Annotated in this window: 21 protein-coding genes and 1 pseudogene; 16 read left to right on the plus strand and 6 right to left on the minus strand. The window is 63.8% G+C overall.

Annotated elements, in window-relative coordinates:
* Nucleotides 1-28: 28 nt before the first annotated feature.
* The 15 genes and pseudogenes from BMF89_RS18960 to BMF89_RS19030 all read left to right on the plus strand — a co-directional run bounded on the left by BMF89_RS18960 (nt 29) and on the right by BMF89_RS19030 (nt 11,729).
* Nucleotides 29-472, plus strand: a complete 444-nt coding sequence (locus tag BMF89_RS18960) for a hypothetical protein (protein ID WP_171983558.1) — start codon at nt 29-31, stop codon at nt 470-472.
* A gap of 196 nt (nt 473-668) precedes the next feature.
* Nucleotides 669-1,091, plus strand: coding sequence for a 30S ribosomal protein S16 (rpsP, locus tag BMF89_RS18965; RefSeq protein WP_059387673.1), 423 nt, complete (start codon nt 669-671; stop codon nt 1,089-1,091).
* Between the two features lies 1 nt (nt 1,092).
* Complete coding sequence (locus BMF89_RS18970) at nt 1,093-1,335, plus strand: RNA-binding protein (protein ID WP_028267532.1); 243 nt, start codon at nt 1,093-1,095, stop codon at nt 1,333-1,335.
* 126 nt (nt 1,336-1,461) lie between these two features.
* Complete coding sequence (gene rimM / locus BMF89_RS18975) at nt 1,462-2,025, plus strand: ribosome maturation factor RimM (protein ID WP_139359740.1); 564 nt, start codon at nt 1,462-1,464, stop codon at nt 2,023-2,025.
* Nucleotides 2,026-2,871, plus strand: a complete 846-nt coding sequence (gene trmD, locus BMF89_RS18980) for a tRNA (guanosine(37)-N1)-methyltransferase TrmD (RefSeq protein ID WP_078108611.1) — start codon at nt 2,026-2,028, stop codon at nt 2,869-2,871.
* Nucleotides 2,872-3,160: 289 nt separating this feature from the next.
* Entirely contained in the window at nt 3,161-3,520 is a 360-nt protein-coding gene (gene rplS, locus BMF89_RS18985; RefSeq protein ID WP_059387674.1) for a 50S ribosomal protein L19, read from the plus strand.
* A 78-nt stretch (nt 3,521-3,598) separates the two neighbouring features.
* Nucleotides 3,599-4,276: a signal peptidase I gene (gene lepB / locus BMF89_RS18990; protein WP_078108612.1), complete on the plus strand. Its 678-nt coding sequence runs from the start codon at nt 3,599-3,601 to the stop codon at nt 4,274-4,276.
* The gene (gene lepB / locus BMF89_RS18995; protein ID WP_078108613.1) at nt 4,277-5,221 is read left to right on the plus strand and encodes a signal peptidase I; all 945 of its coding nucleotides are present in this window, start codon (nt 4,277-4,279) and stop codon (nt 5,219-5,221) included.
* The gene (locus tag BMF89_RS19000) at nt 5,218-5,952 is read left to right on the plus strand and encodes a ribonuclease HII (RefSeq protein ID WP_078108614.1); all 735 of its coding nucleotides are present in this window, start codon (nt 5,218-5,220) and stop codon (nt 5,950-5,952) included. The genes lepB (BMF89_RS18995) and BMF89_RS19000 overlap by 4 nt, the downstream gene beginning before the upstream one ends.
* Nucleotides 5,953-6,030: 78 nt before the next feature.
* Nucleotides 6,031-6,375: a DUF2469 domain-containing protein gene (locus tag BMF89_RS19005; RefSeq protein ID WP_028267525.1), complete on the plus strand. Its 345-nt coding sequence runs from the start codon at nt 6,031-6,033 to the stop codon at nt 6,373-6,375.
* A 128-nt stretch (nt 6,376-6,503) separates the two neighbouring features.
* Nucleotides 6,504-6,860: a YraN family protein gene (locus tag BMF89_RS19010; RefSeq protein WP_078108630.1), complete on the plus strand. Its 357-nt coding sequence runs from the start codon at nt 6,504-6,506 to the stop codon at nt 6,858-6,860.
* A complete protein-coding gene (locus tag BMF89_RS19015) occupies nt 6,861-8,402 on the plus strand; it encodes a YifB family Mg chelatase-like AAA ATPase (protein WP_078108615.1) in 1,542 nt (513 codons plus the stop codon).
* Nucleotides 8,403-8,413: 11 nt separating this feature from the next.
* Nucleotides 8,414-9,639: pseudogene (gene dprA / locus BMF89_RS19020) on the plus strand (DNA-processing protein DprA).
* A 400-nt stretch (nt 9,640-10,039) separates the two neighbouring features.
* Complete coding sequence (locus BMF89_RS19025) at nt 10,040-10,966, plus strand: tyrosine recombinase XerC (protein WP_253190898.1); 927 nt, start codon at nt 10,040-10,042, stop codon at nt 10,964-10,966.
* Between the two features lie 259 nt (nt 10,967-11,225).
* A complete protein-coding gene (locus BMF89_RS19030) occupies nt 11,226-11,729 on the plus strand; it encodes a DUF3145 domain-containing protein (RefSeq protein WP_078108617.1) in 504 nt (167 codons plus the stop codon).
* Between the two features lie 99 nt (nt 11,730-11,828).
* Here the strand turns inward: BMF89_RS19030 and fabF are convergent, their stop codons facing one another.
* From fabF to BMF89_RS19055, 5 genes are all read right to left on the minus strand, one after another.
* Nucleotides 11,829-13,064, minus strand: coding sequence for a beta-ketoacyl-ACP synthase II (fabF, locus tag BMF89_RS19035; RefSeq protein WP_078108618.1), 1,236 nt, complete (start codon nt 13,062-13,064; stop codon nt 11,829-11,831).
* A 140-nt stretch (nt 13,065-13,204) separates the two neighbouring features.
* Complete coding sequence (locus BMF89_RS19040; RefSeq protein WP_028267518.1) at nt 13,205-13,450, minus strand: acyl carrier protein; 246 nt, start codon at nt 13,448-13,450, stop codon at nt 13,205-13,207.
* A gap of 108 nt (nt 13,451-13,558) precedes the next feature.
* The gene (locus BMF89_RS19045) at nt 13,559-14,620 is read right to left on the minus strand and encodes a beta-ketoacyl-ACP synthase III (RefSeq protein ID WP_078108619.1); all 1,062 of its coding nucleotides are present in this window, start codon (nt 14,618-14,620) and stop codon (nt 13,559-13,561) included.
* Nucleotides 14,617-15,546 carry an ACP S-malonyltransferase gene (locus tag BMF89_RS19050; RefSeq protein WP_078108620.1) on the minus strand — a complete coding sequence of 310 codons (930 nt, stop codon included), beginning with the start codon at nt 15,544-15,546 and terminating at the stop codon, nt 14,617-14,619. The genes BMF89_RS19045 and BMF89_RS19050 overlap by 4 nt, the downstream gene beginning before the upstream one ends.
* Before the next feature lie 88 nt (nt 15,547-15,634).
* Nucleotides 15,635-16,879: a helix-turn-helix domain-containing protein gene (locus BMF89_RS19055; RefSeq protein ID WP_078108621.1), complete on the minus strand. Its 1,245-nt coding sequence runs from the start codon at nt 16,877-16,879 to the stop codon at nt 15,635-15,637.
* A gap of 3 nt (nt 16,880-16,882) precedes the next feature.
* On the opposite strand from BMF89_RS19055, the gene BMF89_RS19060 reads away from it, so the two are divergent.
* Entirely contained in the window at nt 16,883-17,080 is a 198-nt protein-coding gene (locus tag BMF89_RS19060; RefSeq protein WP_078108622.1) for a hypothetical protein, read from the plus strand.
* On the opposite strand, the gene BMF89_RS19065 is transcribed toward BMF89_RS19060, so the two are convergent.
* Nucleotides 17,077-17,280, minus strand: a 204-nt coding sequence (locus BMF89_RS19065) for a hypothetical protein (RefSeq protein ID WP_139359741.1), incomplete at its 5' end; no start/stop codon positions are given. The genes BMF89_RS19060 and BMF89_RS19065 overlap by 4 nt on opposite strands.

The raw sequence follows: 17,280 nt of genomic DNA on the forward strand, positions 1-17,280 counted from the left end.
TCGCCACGAATGAATGAGAGTAGTTTCCATGGGCTTTGCTGAAATCTTTGTTGCCACCCACGATGAAGCACTCAAGAGGGCCGCTGCCCTGGAGAAGGGCAGTGACGTATCCGGCGCCGCGGTCCGGATCCCGGGAATCAGCGATTTCGAAGTAGAACAACTTGGCGACCTCGCCGGCACGGCCGTGCATGCGGCTGGCGCCGACTATGAGCTCGCTTTGGTGGACGTCACCAGTGACGCCTTGCTCGGCGTCCCCGAAGCCATGGTGCGTGCCCTGTCCGAGCTGCTCAGCTACGAGACCGAGGGAGAAGGAAGCATCCTCGACGACGTCGCCGAACGCTGGGCGGCCCAAGAGGACATGCCCTTTGATGCCCAACAGTCCCGGCTGTACGTCCAGCAATTGGCGGCGCTCGCGAGCGACGTCGAAAAGGCCGAACGTGCCGGCCTCTACGTCTGGTCCGCCGAGCAGTAGAGCCGCGCTAAACCCGCCGCACGGACCGCGCGTTCGAAATACTGTCTGCCATCTGGCACAATGGACAAGTACTCGATCTGCGCGGCCCCTCTCTCCGTGTGTGCATCTTGTCCTTTGGAACCCTCAAGTATGGCCCGCCCCACGGGTGCAGAACGACGGGCTCAACCCCGTTTCAGAAACAGGAGTGACCACAAAAGTGGCCGTAAAGATTCGCCTTAAGCGCTTCGGTAAGATGCGCGCACCGTACTACCGCATCGTCGTCATGGACTCCCGCGCCAAGCGCGATGGCCGTGCGATTGAAGAAATCGGCAAGTACCACCCCACCGAAGAGCCCTCGTACATCGAGGTTGTCTCCGAGCGTGCACAGTACTGGCTGTCCGTCGGCGCCCAGCCGACCGAGCAGGTCGCTGCGATCCTCAAGATCACCGGTGACTGGCAGAAGTTCAAGGGCCTCCCGGGCCAGGAAGGCACGCTGAAGACCAAGGTCGCCAAGCCTGCTTTCGTTGCACCGGAGAAGGGTTCCGTCATCATCCCGGAAGCCATCACCAAGAAGGCCAAGCAGTCGGAAGCAACTGAAGCTCCCGCTGACGCTGAAGCAGAGACCACCGAGGCTGAGTAAATTGCTGGCAGAAGCGCTCGAGCACTTGGTCCGTGGGATCGTTGACAGCCCTGAGGACGTCAAGGTCAGTGCCAAGAACAACCGCCGCGGGGAATCCCTCGAGGTACGTGTTCACCAGGATGACCTCGGACGGGTGATCGGTCGCCAGGGTCGCACCGCACGCGCTTTGCGCACCGTGATTGCGGCATTGGCAGGCGGCGAGCAGGTCAGGGTCGACGTCGTCGACACCGACCGCCGCCGGTAACGCGCTCAGCAATACTTGTCTTAGATCCGGCCCCTTCACCAGATTATGGTGGAGGGGCCGGATTGTTTTACGAGCAAATCCCCAGTCCTGGTCCACGTCGGCCCAGCGAAGAAACCAGAGGAACACATGCAGCTCCAGGTCGCCCGAATCGGCAAGCCCCACGGAATCCGCGGCGAAGTCACCGTCCAGGTGCTCACTGACGCCCCCGGCGATCGTTTTGTCCCTGGGACCGAATTCGTGGTGGAGCCCGCAAAGGCCGGTCCCTTGACCATCATCAGCGCCCGGTGGAACAAGGACATCCTGTTGCTCGGTTTCGAAGAGATCTCCACGCGCAACCAGGCGGAGGAAATCCGCGGCGCGAAGCTGTTCATCGAGACGGAAGAGCTGGAAGAGGACGACGACGAAGGCTGGTACGAGCATGAGCTCGTCGGCCTTGAGGTGCGGGTCGGCTCGCAGGCCGTAGGCAAAGTGACCGCACTCAACACCATGCCGGTCCAGGACCTGCTGGTCATTGAAGACGCGGACGGCAAGGAAATCCTGGTGCCTTTCGTCGAGGAAATCGTGCCTGAGGTCAACATCGAGGACGGCTACGTGTTGCTCACCCCGCCGCCGGGCCTCTTCGAACTGAATACCGAAGCTTCCGCCGGCGACGCGGAAGCGGACGATGCCGACACCAAGGATGACGCCTAGATGCGCATCGACGTCGTCAGCATCTTCCCCGAGTACCTGGCGCCGCTCGAGCTTTCCCTCATAGGCAAGGCCCGTCAGGATGGGCTCTTGGAGCTCAATGTCCATGACTTGAGGACCTTCACCACGGACAAGCATCGCACGGTGGACGACACTCCGTATGGTGGCGGCGCGGGCATGGTCATGAAACCCGAGCCCTGGGCGCAGGCCCTGGAATCCATCGCCGACGCGCGAAGTGCCGATGCCGGAACTGCCGCAACTGAGCCCTCATCGGACGTACCGAAGAAAAAGCCGGTCCTGATTGTCCCGTCGCCCGCGGGGGAGCGCTTCAACCAGGCCCTCGCCTATGAGCTTGCCGAGGAAGATCGGCTCGTTTTCGCCTGCGGCCGCTATGAAGGCATTGACGAGCGCGTCATGGATTGGGCGGCAGGACACTTCACCGTCCGTCCGGTCAGCTTGGGCGACTATGTCCTCAACGGCGGGGAGGTTGCAGTCCTGGCCATGGTCGAGGCCATCGGACGATTGCTTCCGGGCGTCGTCGGCAATCCCGAATCGTTGGTGGAGGAATCCCATTCGGACGGCTTGCTCGAGTACCCGGTCTACACGAAACCCTCGTCCTGGCGCGATCGTGACGTGCCTGCCGTCCTTTTGAGCGGCAACCACGGCAGGATTGCCCAGTGGCGACGCCACGAACAATTCCGCCGCACGGCGGAACGCCGCCCGGACCTCCTCGCAGAGTTCGACGCCGGCCGCCTGACCCGCGCGGACCGCACGGCTTTCGGCGAACTCGGGTACGACGTCGTCGACGGCCGGCTGCGACGCCGCCCGGACAGCGATCTCCCGGCCTGAGCCTCCCGCCGTCGGGCAGCCTCATCCGCCAGCCGTCTGCGGGAACCGGGCCGCATTCGCGGGATTGGCCGGAACTCCCGCGGTGTGGCAGAATTAACCCTTGTGTCTACTGGGTTCGCGCCTGCCACAGGGGGAGCGTCACCAACAGCCTGACAATCCGGAACCGCCAATCAGTGGTGGTACCGGACTTTGAAAATCTTCGGCGGTAATTTCCGGACGGCCTTGCGCCCCGGGCTTGACCGCCGTGACCCAAAGTGGATGACCTGTGGCGTTCACCAGGAGTGGATTAATGCATATCCTCGATAGCGTAGATGCAGCTTCGCTGCGTAACGATGTTCCCGAGTTCCGCGCGGGTGACACCATCAAGGTTCACGTGAACATCATCGAAGGCAAGAACTCCCGTGTCCAGGTCTTCCAGGGCTTCGTCCTGGGCCGCCAGGGTGACGGCGTTCGCGAAACCTTCACGGTCCGCAAGGTTTCCTTCGGTGTCGGCGTGGAGCGTACCTTCCCGGTTCACTCCCCGATCATCGAGAAGATCGAGGTCGTCACCAAGGGCGACGTCCGCCGCGCCAAGCTCTACTACATGCGCGCACTGCGCGGCAAGGCTGCGAAGATCAAGGAAAAGCGCGACTTCGCCACCGGCAAGTAGGTCTTTCGACCAACAGCGGGTCCTGGATTCGTGTCCGGCCTGCGCCGGAGAAATCCGCAACGCAACAGGAAACGAATCATGGACCACGCAAAACGCCAGCCCCGGAAACAGGGCTGGCGTTTTGTTTTGCTCGCATTTGTCCTTGCCGTGGCTATCAGCGGGCTTGTCCGGTCTTTGTGGCTCGACGTCTACTTCATCCCCTCCGAGTCCATGGAGCCGATCCTGGGCACCGGAGACCGCATCCTTGTGTCCCGGACCGATTTCGGCGCGGACCCTATCCGCCGTGGAGACATTGTGGTCTTCGACGGCAGGGGAACCTTTGCCCCGCTGAACAGCGGCAAAGGAGCGTTTGCCGACGCAGTGGCCGCCACGGGCCATTGGCTGGGCCTGACGGGAAGCGACACGACATACGTCAAACGTGTCATCGGGCTCCCCGGAGACCACGTTGTTTGTTGTGGGGCCGGCGGCAAACTCACAGTCAATGGTCAGCCGCTTGAGGAACCCTATCTGTATCCCGGCGACACGCCGAGCGAGCAGAGATTCGATGTCATAGTCCCCAGTGACCGATTGTGGCTCATGGGAGACCACCGTTCACGGTCGGCCGATTCGCGTGGGCTGCTGGGCGCACCCGGCGGAGGGATGGTGCCGCTGGAGCGTGTCATCGGGCGTCCGGTCCGGATTGTCTGGCCGCTTGATAGATTTGCAGAACTGCCTCGCCCTGCGCAGGCCGGTACAACCTCGAAGAACGGACAATAGATGCCCGAGACAACTCCCGGGAAGCCGGAACGGCACGACGACGACGCCCGGCTCCTTGACGGATCGTCCGCTTCCGCGATGGATCTTGCAGCCGACGCCGATCCGGCGGCGGACAGGGCGACTGGCTCGAGCGCGGCCGCTTCCGGGGAGCAGGAGTCTCCGCGCCGCTCTGCACGGCGGGGTCCGCGATCGGACACGGGCGATAGCGATCAGCCTGAAACCGCCGGCAAAAGCCACGGCAGTCCGTTCCTCGGCTGGCTCAGGGAAATCGGCACCGTGGTGGTCATCGCGATCGTGTTGTCCTTCCTCATCAAGACTTTCCTGTTCCGGGCCTTCTTCATTCCTTCCGAGTCCATGGTCAACACCCTTGACGTGGACGACCGGATCTTCGTAAATCTGCTGGTCCCGCAACCTTTCGCGCTGCAGCGCGGCGACATCGTGGTCTTCAAGGACACGCAGGGATGGCTGCCGCCCGCGCAGAAGGCAGCGCCCGGGCCCTTCAAGTGGTTCCAGGACGGACTTGTCTTCGTCGGGCTGCTTCCTGACGAGACAAACCAACACCTCGTCAAGCGCGTGATCGGTCTGCCGGGGGATAGGGTCTCCTGCTGCGACAGTTCCGCCCGCGTCAGCGTCAACGGCACGGTCCTCAACGAGAGCTACATCAATCCTGCCCAGGTTCCGCTGGCCAAGTCTTTCGATGTAGTGGTCCCTGCGGGCAAAATTTGGGTTATGGGCGACAATCGCAACAACTCGGCCGACTCCCGCGAACACCAATCAGTCAATGGTGGTTTCATCGATATCTCCGACGTCGAGGGCCAAGCGACGGTCATTGCGTGGCCCATCAACCGTTGGCAGATCCTTGACAACCACTCCGATGTCTTCCGCAACGTCCCTGCGCCGTCTCCCCAGAACACGGCTTCACCCACGGCTCCAGCGGGCAAATGATGGTTCCGGCGGGAGCGGGAACTCCGGTTCGAACGCAGCGGAAACCCGCCGCGCGGACGAAGCACGCTCCTGAATTTCCGACCCTGGATGTCGAACGGGGTTTCCTGGCTCCGGGGGTCACCCTTCTGGCGGGTGTCGATGAAGTAGGCCGTGGAGCCCTCGCCGGGCCGGTGTCGGTGGGGATCGCCGTCGTTGACCTCGCGGACCACGGCTTGATCGCCGGTGTCCGCGACAGCAAGCTCCTCAAACCGGAGGACCGCGAGCGGTTGGAACCGCTGGTACGCGAATGGGCGGTTGGATCCGCGGTGGGCCACGCAAGTTCGGCGGAGATCGATGCGCTGGGAATTGTGGGCGCCCTGCGCCTTGCCGGCACACGCGCCTGGTTCGAGATCCTCGCGTCGGGCGTGCATCCGGACCTCGTCCTGCTGGATGGGAGCCACAACTGGCTCTCGCCCCAGAGCCAAGGTTCGTTGTTCGACGCGGAGCCCTCCGGACCCGCTTGTGAGGCGCCGGTCCACACCCGGGTGAAGGCGGACATGAGCTGCCTGAGCGTCGCCGCCGCCAGTGTGCTTGCCAAGGTAGCGCGCGACCACATCATGCTTGGGCTGCACGAGGAATATCCGGCGTTCGGCTGGAACGAGAACAAGGGCTACGCCACGTCGTTCCACCGGGATGCGCTCAGATCATCGGGTCCTACGCCGTACCACCGGACCAGCTGGAACCTGCTCTAGCCTCCGCTTTTCCGCGTCCTTCACGGGGTCGGCCGGGCCGTGGCGGCGTGCGCCCGCTCTATGGTGCAAGATGGATCTATGAGTGCCGAGGATCTTGAGAACTACGAAACCGACATGGAGCTGCAGCTCTACCGCGAATACCGCGACGTCGTTGGTTTGTTCAGCTACGTTGTCGAGACCGAACGCCGGTTCTATCTGGCAAACCACGTTGACCTGCAGGCCCGCAGTGCCGACGGCGAGGTCTATTTCGACTTGACCCTCCAGGATGCCTGGGTGTGGGACGTCTACCGTTCGGCGCGATTCGTGAAGAATGTCCGGGTCATTACGTTCAAGGACGTCAACGTCGAGGAACTGCCGCGCAACGAGGAACTTTCCTTGCCGAAGGACGGGGACCTCGGGGATCTCGGCAACCTGGGCAACTAGGCCCTGGGCAACCAGGACGGCCCGCCCACTCTTCCTCCACACCGTCTGTTAGACGGAGTTTCCCACATAGCCAAACTGCCCCCTGTCTTTGGTATTTCCGTGCCTCCACGCTGGAAGCGGAGGTGGTCATGAAAGCCAAAGACTTGTTGGGCCGGCACGGTGAAACGTTGGCCGTAACTTTCCTTGAAACCCAGGGAATGCGGATTGTGGACCGCAATTGGAGATGCTCCGAGGGCGAGATCGACATCGTGGCGCTCGACGGCGACACCTTGGTGATCGCCGAGGTCAAGACCCGGAAGAACCTGGCTTATGGGCATCCTTTCGAAGCGGTTGACGCAGCCAAACTCGCCCGGCTCCATCGCCTGGCCCTCTCCTGGTGCCGTGATCACGAACTGCGTGCCCCGCGCCGCCGGGTGGATGTCGTGGGAATCATCGACGACGGCGTGGGCGAGCCAAAGCTCGAACACCTCAAGGGCGTGGGCTAGATGGGCGTGGGTCGAAGCTATTCCGTGGCGCTGCTGGGCCTGAACGGATACATCGTGGAGGTCGAAGCAGATATCGGCCAGACCCTCCCCAATTTCGTGATCCTGGGACTGCCGGACGCTTCCCTGAACGAGGCCAAGGAGCGCATTCGTTCCGCGGCGCAGAATTCCGGCATCCCCCTGAGTCGCCGAAAGATCACCGCAAACCTGATTCCGGCCTCACTGCCGAAGCGTGGCTCGGGGTTCGACCTCGCGATCACCATGGCAGTATTGCGCGCTGCCGGAGATATCCGCTCTACCGAAGACACGGTTTTCATCTCCGAGTTGGGACTGGATGGCAGGCTGAGACCGGTTCGCGGCATCTTGCCGGCGGTCATGGCGGCGGTCCAGGCAGGCCACTCCGAGATTGTGGTGGCCCAGGCCAACGTCGCCGAGGCGGAGTTGGTTCCAGGGGCAGTGGTTCGTGGCTACAAGACCCTGGCTCGCCTTGCCTTCGATTTCGGGGCCGATCCGCAGGACCTGGCCCTCGACTATGACCCGGCCGACGGTGACGTTGCGGGAGACGGTGACGTGGGTGCCGTGCTCGCTCCGGATCTTTGCGATGTCTCGGGGCAGGGCGATGCCCGCCGCGCCTTGGAGGTTGCGGCAGCGGGGGCACATCACGTGCTGCTTTGTGGTCCCCCCGGTGCTGGCAAGACGATGCTTGCCGAGCGGCTCCCGGGGCTCTTGCCGGATTTAGGGGACCGGGAAGCTATGGAAGTCACGGCGATCCATTCGCTTTCGGCCGTCCATGTTGACTCGGTACAGCTGTTGCGCCGACCGCCCTTTGAGAACCCCCATCACAGCGCGACCGCGGCAGCAATCATCGGCGGTGGTTCCGGCCTGCCGCGGCCCGGGGCGGCATCACGGGCACACCGTGGCGTCCTGTTCCTGGATGAAGCGCCGGAGTATGAACGCCGGGTCCTGGACGCCCTGCGGCAGCCTCTGGAAAGCGGAGAGCTGGTCATCCATCGTTCCGCCGGTACCGCCGCGTATCCGGCCCGTTTCCAGCTGGTCCTGGCTGCGAATCCTTGCCCTTGCGGGAAGGCCACCGGCAAGGGAGTCGATTGCACCTGCACCCCGGTGATGCGGCGCCGCTACTTCGGGCGCATGTCCGGGCCGTTGCTGGACAGGGTGGACATCCAGCTCCAGGTGGAACGGGTGTCCCTCGCGGACTTCGGGCAGTCCGGCGCGGAGGAGGACACGGCTACTGTCGCCGGGAGGGTCCATGCCGCCCGGTCGCGGCAACGGGAACGGCTAGAGAGTTTCGGGATGGAAACCAATTCGCAGGTTCCCGGGCGGGTACTGCGCGGCGAACTGCGCCTGCCTTCCGCGACCACGAAGATTCTGGATACTTCCCTGGAACGCGGAATCCTCACGGCCAGAGGCTACGACCGCGTCTTGCGTCTCGCGTGGACCCTTGCTGATCTGGGCCACAGGGACCAGCCCCACAGTGACGACATAGGACAGGCCCTCGGCTTGCGGCAGGCGGTTGCGGCCGCATGAAAGGACACGCCATGACTGAACACGGCCAGCGGATTACCCCGGACGTTCCGGACGGGAAAAGGGAGCGGCTTGCCCGGGCAGCGCTATCACGGCTGATGGAACCGCAAGATGCGGCAGGGCTCGCGCTGGTGCAGGCGGCGGGGGCCGTTGACGGTCTCAAGATAGCGAGCGGCGAGCTCAAGGCCGGGCCCGCGCTTGAGCAGGAAGTGGCTTCCTTGTTGGGTGAGAGCGGGGTTTCTTCTGCCGCGGCGGGATTGGCCGCTGCCCTGCGACGGTGGGCGCCACGGGTCCCGGACCTTGCTCCGGAACGCGACCTTGCCACCATGAAACGCTGGGTGGTCGCATGATCATCCCCGGCGACCCGATGTGGCCCGCGCAGTTGGCAGACCTGGGCCTTCATGAGCCGTTGTGCTTGTGGTGGCGGGGACACGAATTGGAGTTCCCACCCGTTCGTCGGGTCGTGGCCCTTGTCGGCTCACGTGACAGCACAAGCTACGGGGCCTCCGTAACGGGTGATTTCGCTTATGGGCTCGGTCAGCGCGGCTGCACGGTTGTTTCCGGAGGAGCCTATGGGATCGACGCGCATGCGCACCGCGGGGCTTTGGCCGGGGGCACAAACGACATGCCGACCATCGCGGTGATGGCCGGGGGAGTGGATCGATACTATCCGTCCGGAAACGAGGATCTCTTGCGTGCCGTGGCGAACCAAGGTGCGGTCATCGCGGAGGTTCCCCCGGGCTCGGCGCCCACCCGCTATAGGTTCCTTCAGCGGAACAGGATTATCGCCGCCTTGGCAGCCGTGACCGTGGTGGTCGAAGCGCGATGGCGTTCGGGTGCCTTGAATACAGCTCATCATGCTGAATCCATTGGCAGGGCGGTCGCCGCGGTCCCGGGGTCCATTCACAGCGCCAACTCTGCTGGCTGCCATCGGCTCCTCCGGGATGGCGGAGCTGTTTGCGTCACGGACGTCGGAGAGATCGCTGAACTGGCGGGGTCGAGCGGTGAGGGGCTCGTCGGGGACAAGGAAACGGCGGCCTCAGACCACGACGGGCTCACTCTCGAGGACCTGATTCTGCTCGACGCGTTGCCGGTCCGCTCGACGAGCTCGGTGGAGAAGCTCGCAGTCGTTGCGGGACTCAGCCCCGAGTCCGTCAGGGCCGGTCTTGGACGCCTTGGGCTGTTGGGTTTGGCGGTATCAGTGAGCGGGGCATGGAAGAGGTCGGGTAAGCAGGGCTGATTTTGGGACCGGATGGCAGGCTGAGCCTGGTTCGGGGGCTCAAATTCGCAACTTAATCGACAGTCGACTATCAGTTAACTGAACTTTGGCCTAGTCTCTCGGGGCGATATGGGGGACCGTCCTTCCGTCGTTTCAGCAAAGGAGCCGAAGTGACTATGAAGTCAAGGGCGCAGCCCGCGAGGTTCGTGATTGACAGCAAATCGGTCTCCTTCTGATCGTGGGAGCGGTCTTGTTCGTCCAAGGCGGCCCTGGCCCGGTATGGCTTTGGGTTCTTTTCGCGGTCTGGCAGGGGTTGCTCGTGTGGCAGTACTACAGGATTTACGAGTCCATCGGTCAACGGTGAAGATGGCCGAACGTGGCGATGCCAACTACCGGGCCCCTCGGCTGGCACAGTGGAAGGGTGCAAGAGAAATCGCTCCCCGAAGCACTCGCCGGGTCCGTTCAGGACTTCCGTCGCTACCTCGAAAGCGAACGGGCCAGGTCCGCCCACACAGTAAGGGCGTACATCGCCGACGTCGAGAGCCTGCTGCGGTTCGCTGCGGCAGAGGGCGTGGGGGAGCTTGCGGACCTGGAGCTCGGCACCCTCCGGCGTTGGCTGGGGGCACAAAGTGAATCCGGCCGGTCCAGGGCAACACTCGCCCGGCACGCCGCGACGGCCCGCGCGTTCACCTCCTGGGCCCTGCGGGAAGAACTCATCGCCTCGGACCCTGCCATTCGCCTCCAGGCCCCCAGACGGGACCACGCACTCCCTGGAGTTCTTCACCAGCAGCAGGTCTCCAGGATCTTCGAAAACCTGTCAGAGGCAGCCGCTGACGGCTCTGCGATGCCGTTGAGAAACCGCGCCGTCGTCGAATTGCTCTATGCCACGGGGATCCGCGTCGGCGAACTTGCCGGCCTGGACATCGACGATCTCGATATGGAGCGTCGGACTCTTCGCGTGCTCGGTAAAGGAAACAAGGAACGGACGGTGCCCTATGGTGTGCCGGCTGCGCTCGCCGTCGACGACTGGCTTCGCCGCGGCCGTCCACGGCTCGCAACCGAGCGTAGCGGACCGGCGCTCTTTCTCAGTTCCAGGGGTAACCGCATCGATCAGCGCCAGGCCCGCAGTGTCGTCAATGACCTCCTTGCAGCCTTGGGGGATACCGCGGCAACCGGACCCCACGCGCTGCGCCACACGGCCGCTACCCATCTGCTCGACGGCGGGGCGGACCTTCGTGCGGTGCAGGAAATTCTGGGACACAGCAGCCTCGCAACAACACAGATCTACACCCACGTCTCCGTGGACCGGCTTCGCAAGAGCTACCAACAAGCCCACCCTCGTGCCTAAGGACAAGAAACCGAGCAACACTTCGAAGAGTCAAAAGGGAGAAAAACCGCCCGTCCGGGAATCGCACTGGCGTAATTCCGGTCCGTACGGCAAAATGAAAGCACTGTGGGGAAACTTTCAACCAAAACTTGAATGTTCTTCCGCTGCGGAAAAAATCATAGATAGGTAGGGAAACCGGAACAGCGCGGCACCCGCGCAACAAAATTTCATCCGAGCAGAGGTCGTTGGGGAAGACGTACCTACAGCTATGGAGGATGGAATGTCTGTTGCAATAACCCGCGGTGTCTTGTTTGTGCATTCGGCCCCTACCGCATTGTGCCCTCACGTTGAGTGGGCCATTGGATCGGTCGTGGACAAGCGGACCGATCTTGAGTGGACCCCTCAACCTGCCGCGCCCGGAATGTTCCGCGCCGAGCTCTCTTGGGCAGGAGTCCCTGGAACGGGTGCCCAATTGGCTTCGGCGCTGCGTGGGTGGGCGCACCTTCGCTACGAAGTCACCGAGGAGCCCAGCCAAGGCGTGGACGGCGCGCGTTGGTCGCACACTCCGGAGTTGGGTATTTTCCATGCCGTCACCGATGTCCACGGCAACATCATGGTGACTGAGGACCGCATCCGCTACGCCTACGAATCGGGGGCGGGAGATCCTGCCGCCGTCTACCATGAGCTTTCCTTGGCGCTCGGCGAGGCCTGGGACGAAGAGCTCGAGCCCTTCCGGCATGCTGCCGAAGGCGCCCCTGTGCGCTGGCTCCACCAAGTCGGTTAGGGAACGAAGTACCGAGACAGTTTTTCCATAGCAAAGAGGAGGGCCCCACCACGGTGGGGCCCTCCTCTTGTGCCTTTGCGCCTCGACCTGCAGCGACTGTCAGACGTTGCGGATGGCGATGACGGCGTTGTGGCCGCCGAAACCGAAGGAGTTGCTCAAAGCGACAATGTCACCGGCGGGCAAAGTGCGTGCCGAAGTGACGACGTCGAGCGGGATCTCCGGATCCTGGTTCTCAAGGTTGATGGTCAACGGAGCCTGGCGTTCGTAAACGGCAAGAACAGTCAGCACTGCTTCTACGGCCCCTGAAGCGCCCAACAGGTGGCCCATCTGCGACTTGGTGGCAGAGACTGCCACATTGTCGACGTGGGTGCCCAGTGCGGCACGGAGCGCCGTGTACTCGGGCTTGTCACCGACAGGGGTCGAGGTGGCGTGGGCGTTGACGTGAACGACATCCTCGGCCTGGATGCGACCGTCGAACATGGCAGCCTTCAAGGCGCGGGTAGCGCCCAGGCCTTCCGGGTCCGGCGCCGTGATGTGGTAGGCGTCAGCCGTGACCGAAGTACCGGCGAGCTCAGCGTAGATGCGCGCGCCGCGGGCGATCGCGTGCTCCTCGGCTTCCAGGACCAGGGCGCCGGCGCCTTCACCCATGACGAAGCCGTCGCGGTCGCGGTCGTAAGGCCGCGAAGCGTGCTCAGGATCGTCATTGCGGCGGGAGAGCGCCTGCATCGAGGAAAACGCGGCAAGCGGCATCGGGTGGATGGCGGCTTCGGCACCACCGCACACAACGACGTCGGCCTTGCCCGAGCGGATGAGATCCAGGCCGAGGTGCATGGCTTCGGTGCCGGAAGCGCACGCGGAAACCGGGGTGTGCGCACCGGCGCGGGCACCAAGGTCGAGGCTGACGGCCGCGGCGACGCCGTTCGGCATGAGCATCGGAACTGTCATGGGAAGGACCCGGCGGGGACCCTTTTCCCTCAGCGTGTCCCAAGCGTCCAGAAGCGTCCAGACGCCGCCGATGCCCGTAGCGAAGGCCACGGCAAGGCGGTCGTGGTCGATTTCGGTGATACCGGAATCTGCCCAGGCCTCGCGTGCGGCGATGACACCGAACTGCGTGGAGGGGTCCATGCGCTTGGCTTCAACGCGGCTCAGGACCTCGAGGGCCGGCGTCGAGCACCGGGCGGCAAAGTGGACCGGAAGGTCATACTTGGCAACCCACTCGTCCTCGAGTGTGTGGGCACCGGAGACCCCTTTGAGCGCGTTCTTCCACATTGTGGGGACGTCGCCGCCGATGGGCGTTGTGGCGCCCAGACCGGTTATGACTACTTTGCGTGCCATGCGATCACTCTCTGTCGGATCAGCCAACCCATGTGCTGTTCTCACTGGGAAGGCAGGAAAAAACTTTGGGAGATATAGCAGCTGTGCCGGGCTTCGGATGCAACAGGTCGCACCCGAAGTCCGGCACAGTTGAGGCCAGGCTAGGCCTGTGCGTTCGAGATGAAGTTGACGGCGTCGCCGACGGTCTTGAGGTTCTTGACCTCTTCGTCCGGGATGCGGACGCCGAACTTCTCTTCAGCGTTGACGACGATGGTCATCATGGAGATGGAGTCAATGTCCAGGTCCTCGGTGAAGGACTTGTCCAGCTCCACGGCTTCGGTGGCGAGGCCGGTCTCTTCGTTCACGATTTCAGCCAGGCCGGCCAGGATTTCTTCGTTGCTAGCCATTGTTGGCTCCTTTTCTTGTTGTCCGGCTATTGCCGGAAATGAGGGCAAACCGCGGATACGGCTTGGGTTTCAAAGCACTATTCAATTGGAAGGCAGACGCCGCCCGAGCTACGGAAGAACGATCACCTGGGCACCGAACACCAGACCGGCGCCGAAGCCGATCTGCAAGGCAAGGCCACCGCTGAGCCCAGGGTTCTCCTTCAAGAGCCGGTGCGTGGCCAGCGGAATGGAGGCGGCGGACGTGTTTCCCGCATCGGCGATGTCCCGTGCGACCACCACGGTCTCGGGAAGTTTGAGCTTCTTGACCATCTCGTCGATGATCCGCATGTTCGCCTGGTGGGGGACAAAGGCGGCGAGATCCGAGGCTTCGATTCCTGCGGCGTCCAGGGCTTGCTGCGCAACCTTCGCCATTTCCCACACGGCCCAACGGAAGACCGTCTGCCCGTCCTGGCGGAGCGTCGGCCAGACATCCTGCGCTGCGGAAATAATGGCCTGATCGTCGGATTCGTCCGAATGGCGGGCAGACTCGCCCAGGTTGCGGACTTCGTCGAGGGAATGCGTCATGCCGATCGCGTTCCACTTGCTGCCATCGGATCCCCAGACGGACGGGGCAATGCCGGGCGTGTCGGACGGGCCGATGATCACGGCGCCGGCACCGTCGCCGAGGAGGAAGGAAATGGTTCGCTCATGGTTGTCGATGACGTCCGAGAGCTTCTCGGCGCCGACCACCAAGACGTATTCAGCCGCGCCCGAGCGGACCAAGGCATCGCCCTGGGCAATGCCGTAGCAGTAGCCCGCACATGCCGCGGAGATGTCGAAGGCCGGTGCCGGCGTGGCGCCCAAGCGGTCGGTCAAGGCGGCAGCGGCGGACGGCGTCGCATAGGGGTGCGTGACGGTGGAGACGATGACGGCACCCAGCTGGGAAGCCTCGATGCCGGCCTGCTTGAGCGCCTCGCGCGCCGCCCCTTCGGCCATGTCAATGACGCTGACATCGGCCGCGGCGCGATGGCGGGTGACGATGCCCGTGCGCTGGCGGATCCATTCATCCGAGGAATCGATCCACTGGCAGACGTCGTCGTTGGTGACGATGATGTCCGGGCGGTATGCCCCGATGCCCACAATGCGTGAGAATTCTTTCGTCGGTGCCTGCTTGAGTACGGGGGCGCTCATGCGTCTCCCTCCAATTCCGCGAAGAGTGCAAGTGCAGCGGACAAATCGTCCGGTGACTTGACGGCAACGGTTTTCACGCCCGGCATGCCGCGCTTGGCGAGGCCCGCGAGGGTGCCGGCCGGTGCCAGTTCGATGAGGCCGGTGACCCCGCGCTGGACAAGGTTCTCCATGCAGAGGTCCCAACGCACCGGGCGCGAGACCTGGGCGATCAGGCTTTCGACGGCGGCGCCGCCGTCCGTGACTTCCCGGCCGTCGAAGTTCGAGAGCAACGGAACCGTGGGGGCCTGCGGCTTGAGCGAGGGACGGAGTGCTTCAAGCGCGCTCACGGCCGGAGCCATGTGGGAGGTGTGGAATGCTCCGGCGACCTTCAGCGGGATCACCCTGGCCTTCGCCGGGGGGTTGTCAGCCAGTGCCTGGAGCTGTTCGAACGTGCCCGCGGCTACGGTCTGGCCCGCGCCGTTGACGTTCGCAGGAGTTGCGCCGGCAGCCTCGATGGCGGAAAGCACCTCGGCCGGATCGCCTCCGACGACGGCACTCATCCCGGTGGGGGTGACGGCGGCGGCTGCGGCCATGCTGTTGGCACGCTCGCGGACAAACGTCATGGCTTCTTCTTCGCTCAGGACACCCGCCAGCGCCGAGGCCGTGATTTCCCCGACCGAGTGGCCGGCCAGGACGATCGGAAGGGTGCTGAGTTCGACGTCGAACAGCGATTTCGCTGCAACGAGGCCTGCGGCGACGATCAAGGGCTGCGCGACGGCAGTGTCCTTGATGGTTTCTTCATCGGAGGTGGTGCCGTGGGCCTTGAGGTCGATGCCTGCGATTTCGCTCAGGGAGGCCAAATGGCCTTCTACGGAAGGGAGCTCCAGCCAAGGGGCCAAAAATCCAGGGGTCTGGGAGCCCTGTCCAGGGCAGACGATTGCAAGCACGTAACCAGCTTTCCAAATTGCCGCGTGAACTACTGGTGTTTGCGTACACCAAGCTCACTGGGTCAGTTTGTAGGAAGTCTACAACGGTTCAACCCGCGGATCGGGTACCGTGACGCTCCGGCGTCGCCTTTGGCTGGGCCGAAAGCCGGCCCACGACCAACGCGGTTTGGAGCACGAAAGCCTCCCGCGGGAGGAGCGGGTCCCACCCTGTGACGTCGCAGACGCGCTTGAGACGATACCGCACGGTGTTCGCGTGGACGAACAGTTCGCGGGCAGTCGCTTCGAGGGAATGGCCTAGTTCCAAATAGGTGCCGAGCGTCTCGACCAGGCCGTTGGACGCGGCGAGCAGCGGCCGGTAGATGTTCTTGATAAGGGAGCGGCGGGCGGCGTCGTCGCCTGAGACGACGCGTTCCGGGAGAAGGTCGTCCGCGGCGACCGGTCGCGGAGCCGACGGCCACGCTTTGGCGGCGGTGAGCCCCGCGAAGGCTGCCTGGGCGGAGCTGCTGGCTTCCAGGAGGGAGCCGGCCTCGGGTCCGTAGACCACCGCGCCCGGTGCGAAGAGTTCGCTGAGTTTCAGGTACGCGGTGTCGCGGTCCTGCACGCCACCCAGAATCAGGATGAGGCGGTCGCCCTGGATGCCGACCAGGGCGTCCTCCGCGTAGCGTCCGGCGGTCCGTCGCAACTCGCTCACATAGCTTGCGCTGGGTTCCGACGGCGAATTTCCCACCATCACCGTGAAACGCTCCTGTGCCTTCCAGCCGAGGGCCGCGATCCGGGAGCGAAGGGCATCGGTATTCTCGCCGCGGAGGATGGCGTCCACAATGAGCGCTTCGAGCCGGGTGTCCCAGGAACCGCGGGACTCGGCGGCGCGGGCATAGACATCCGCGGCGGCGAACGCAACTTCCCGCGAATAGCGCAGGACCGCTTCGCGCAAGGACGGTTGGTCGGCTTCGGGTGCGATCACCGGGACCTGGTCCTCGACCACTTCGACGACGATCCGGATCAACTGGAGGGCCTTTTGCAGGCTGATCGAGCGGGTCAGCTCGGTAGGAGCATTCCCAAAGACGTCCGTCAGGATCCACGACGGCGAGCTCGGCCGTTCGTACCACGTCACGAAAGCCGCGATTCCGTTTTGGGCAACCAGGCCCAAAGCTGAACGTTCGTCGGAGCTCAGCCGGCTGTACCATGGCAACGATTTCTCAAGCTTGCGCATGGTGGTGGTGGACAGTTGCCCCACGTTGGCACGGAGCCGCTTGAGGGTCTCCGCCTTTTCCGGTGTTACCGTGCGCGCAGCCGCTTTACGTTTCGCGGGGGTTTGAATCGGCTCTGCCATGCCTTGAGCATACGGCGCATCATCCACAAGCTCCATTTGTGCGAAGGCTACAACTGCGATTGGTACGCGTCACGCGCCGACCGCACCGAACGGCGCCGCGGGCGCTTGTCGGCAAAAGCGTTAAAGCCCGACGGCGGCCCGCACCTTTCGGTGTGGACCGCCGTCGAGATGTCGCTTGGCTTTGCTTCGCTGGAGGCTTAGCTTTCGCCGCCCGCCCCGCCGGTGGTGCCGGCGTTGACATCGAGGAGGCTGTACTTCTCGATTGCCTGGGCCGGTGCCTGGGCGTCAACTTCGCCGCGGCGGGCGAGGAGCTGCAAGGCCTTGACGACGATGGAGTGGGTGTCGTTTTTGAAGAAGCGTCGTGCGGCTTGGCGGGTGTCGGAGAATCCGAAGCCGTCGGC

It is taken from the genome of Arthrobacter sp. SRS-W-1-2016 (assembly GCF_002009585.1).
Taxonomy (GTDB): Bacteria; Actinomycetota; Actinomycetes; order Actinomycetales; family Micrococcaceae; genus Arthrobacter; species Arthrobacter bambusae_A.

What these genes read in the sequence shown, in the direction of transcription:
- BMF89_RS18960 (WP_171983558.1), top strand. Translation starts at nt 29, where the DNA reads ATGGGCTTTGCTGAAATCTTTGTTGCCACCCACGATGAAGCACTCAAG.
- rimM (WP_139359740.1), top strand. Translation starts at nt 1,462, where the DNA reads ATGCAGCTCCAGGTCGCCCGAATCGGCAAGCCCCACGGAATCCGCGGC.
- trmD (WP_078108611.1), top strand. Translation starts at nt 2,026, where the DNA reads ATGCGCATCGACGTCGTCAGCATCTTCCCCGAGTACCTGGCGCCGCTC.
- rplS (WP_059387674.1), top strand. Translation starts at nt 3,161, where the DNA reads ATGCATATCCTCGATAGCGTAGATGCAGCTTCGCTGCGTAACGATGTT.
- lepB (WP_078108612.1), top strand. Translation starts at nt 3,599, where the DNA reads ATGGACCACGCAAAACGCCAGCCCCGGAAACAGGGCTGGCGTTTTGTT.
- lepB (WP_078108613.1), top strand. Translation starts at nt 4,277, where the DNA reads ATGCCCGAGACAACTCCCGGGAAGCCGGAACGGCACGACGACGACGCC.
- BMF89_RS19000 (WP_078108614.1), top strand. Translation starts at nt 5,218, where the DNA reads ATGATGGTTCCGGCGGGAGCGGGAACTCCGGTTCGAACGCAGCGGAAA.
- BMF89_RS19005 (WP_028267525.1), top strand. Translation starts at nt 6,031, where the DNA reads ATGAGTGCCGAGGATCTTGAGAACTACGAAACCGACATGGAGCTGCAG.
- BMF89_RS19010 (WP_078108630.1), top strand. Translation starts at nt 6,504, where the DNA reads ATGAAAGCCAAAGACTTGTTGGGCCGGCACGGTGAAACGTTGGCCGTA.
- BMF89_RS19015 (WP_078108615.1), top strand. Translation starts at nt 6,861, where the DNA reads ATGGGCGTGGGTCGAAGCTATTCCGTGGCGCTGCTGGGCCTGAACGGA.
- BMF89_RS19030 (WP_078108617.1), top strand. Translation starts at nt 11,226, where the DNA reads ATGTCTGTTGCAATAACCCGCGGTGTCTTGTTTGTGCATTCGGCCCCT.
- fabF (WP_078108618.1), bottom strand. Translation starts at nt 13,064, where the DNA reads ATGGCACGCAAAGTAGTCATAACCGGTCTGGGCGCCACAACGCCCATC.
- BMF89_RS19040 (WP_028267518.1), bottom strand. Translation starts at nt 13,450, where the DNA reads ATGGCTAGCAACGAAGAAATCCTGGCCGGCCTGGCTGAAATCGTGAAC.
- BMF89_RS19045 (WP_078108619.1), bottom strand. Translation starts at nt 14,620, where the DNA reads ATGAGCGCCCCCGTACTCAAGCAGGCACCGACGAAAGAATTCTCACGC.
- BMF89_RS19055 (WP_078108621.1), bottom strand. Translation starts at nt 16,879, where the DNA reads ATGGCAGAGCCGATTCAAACCCCCGCGAAACGTAAAGCGGCTGCGCGC.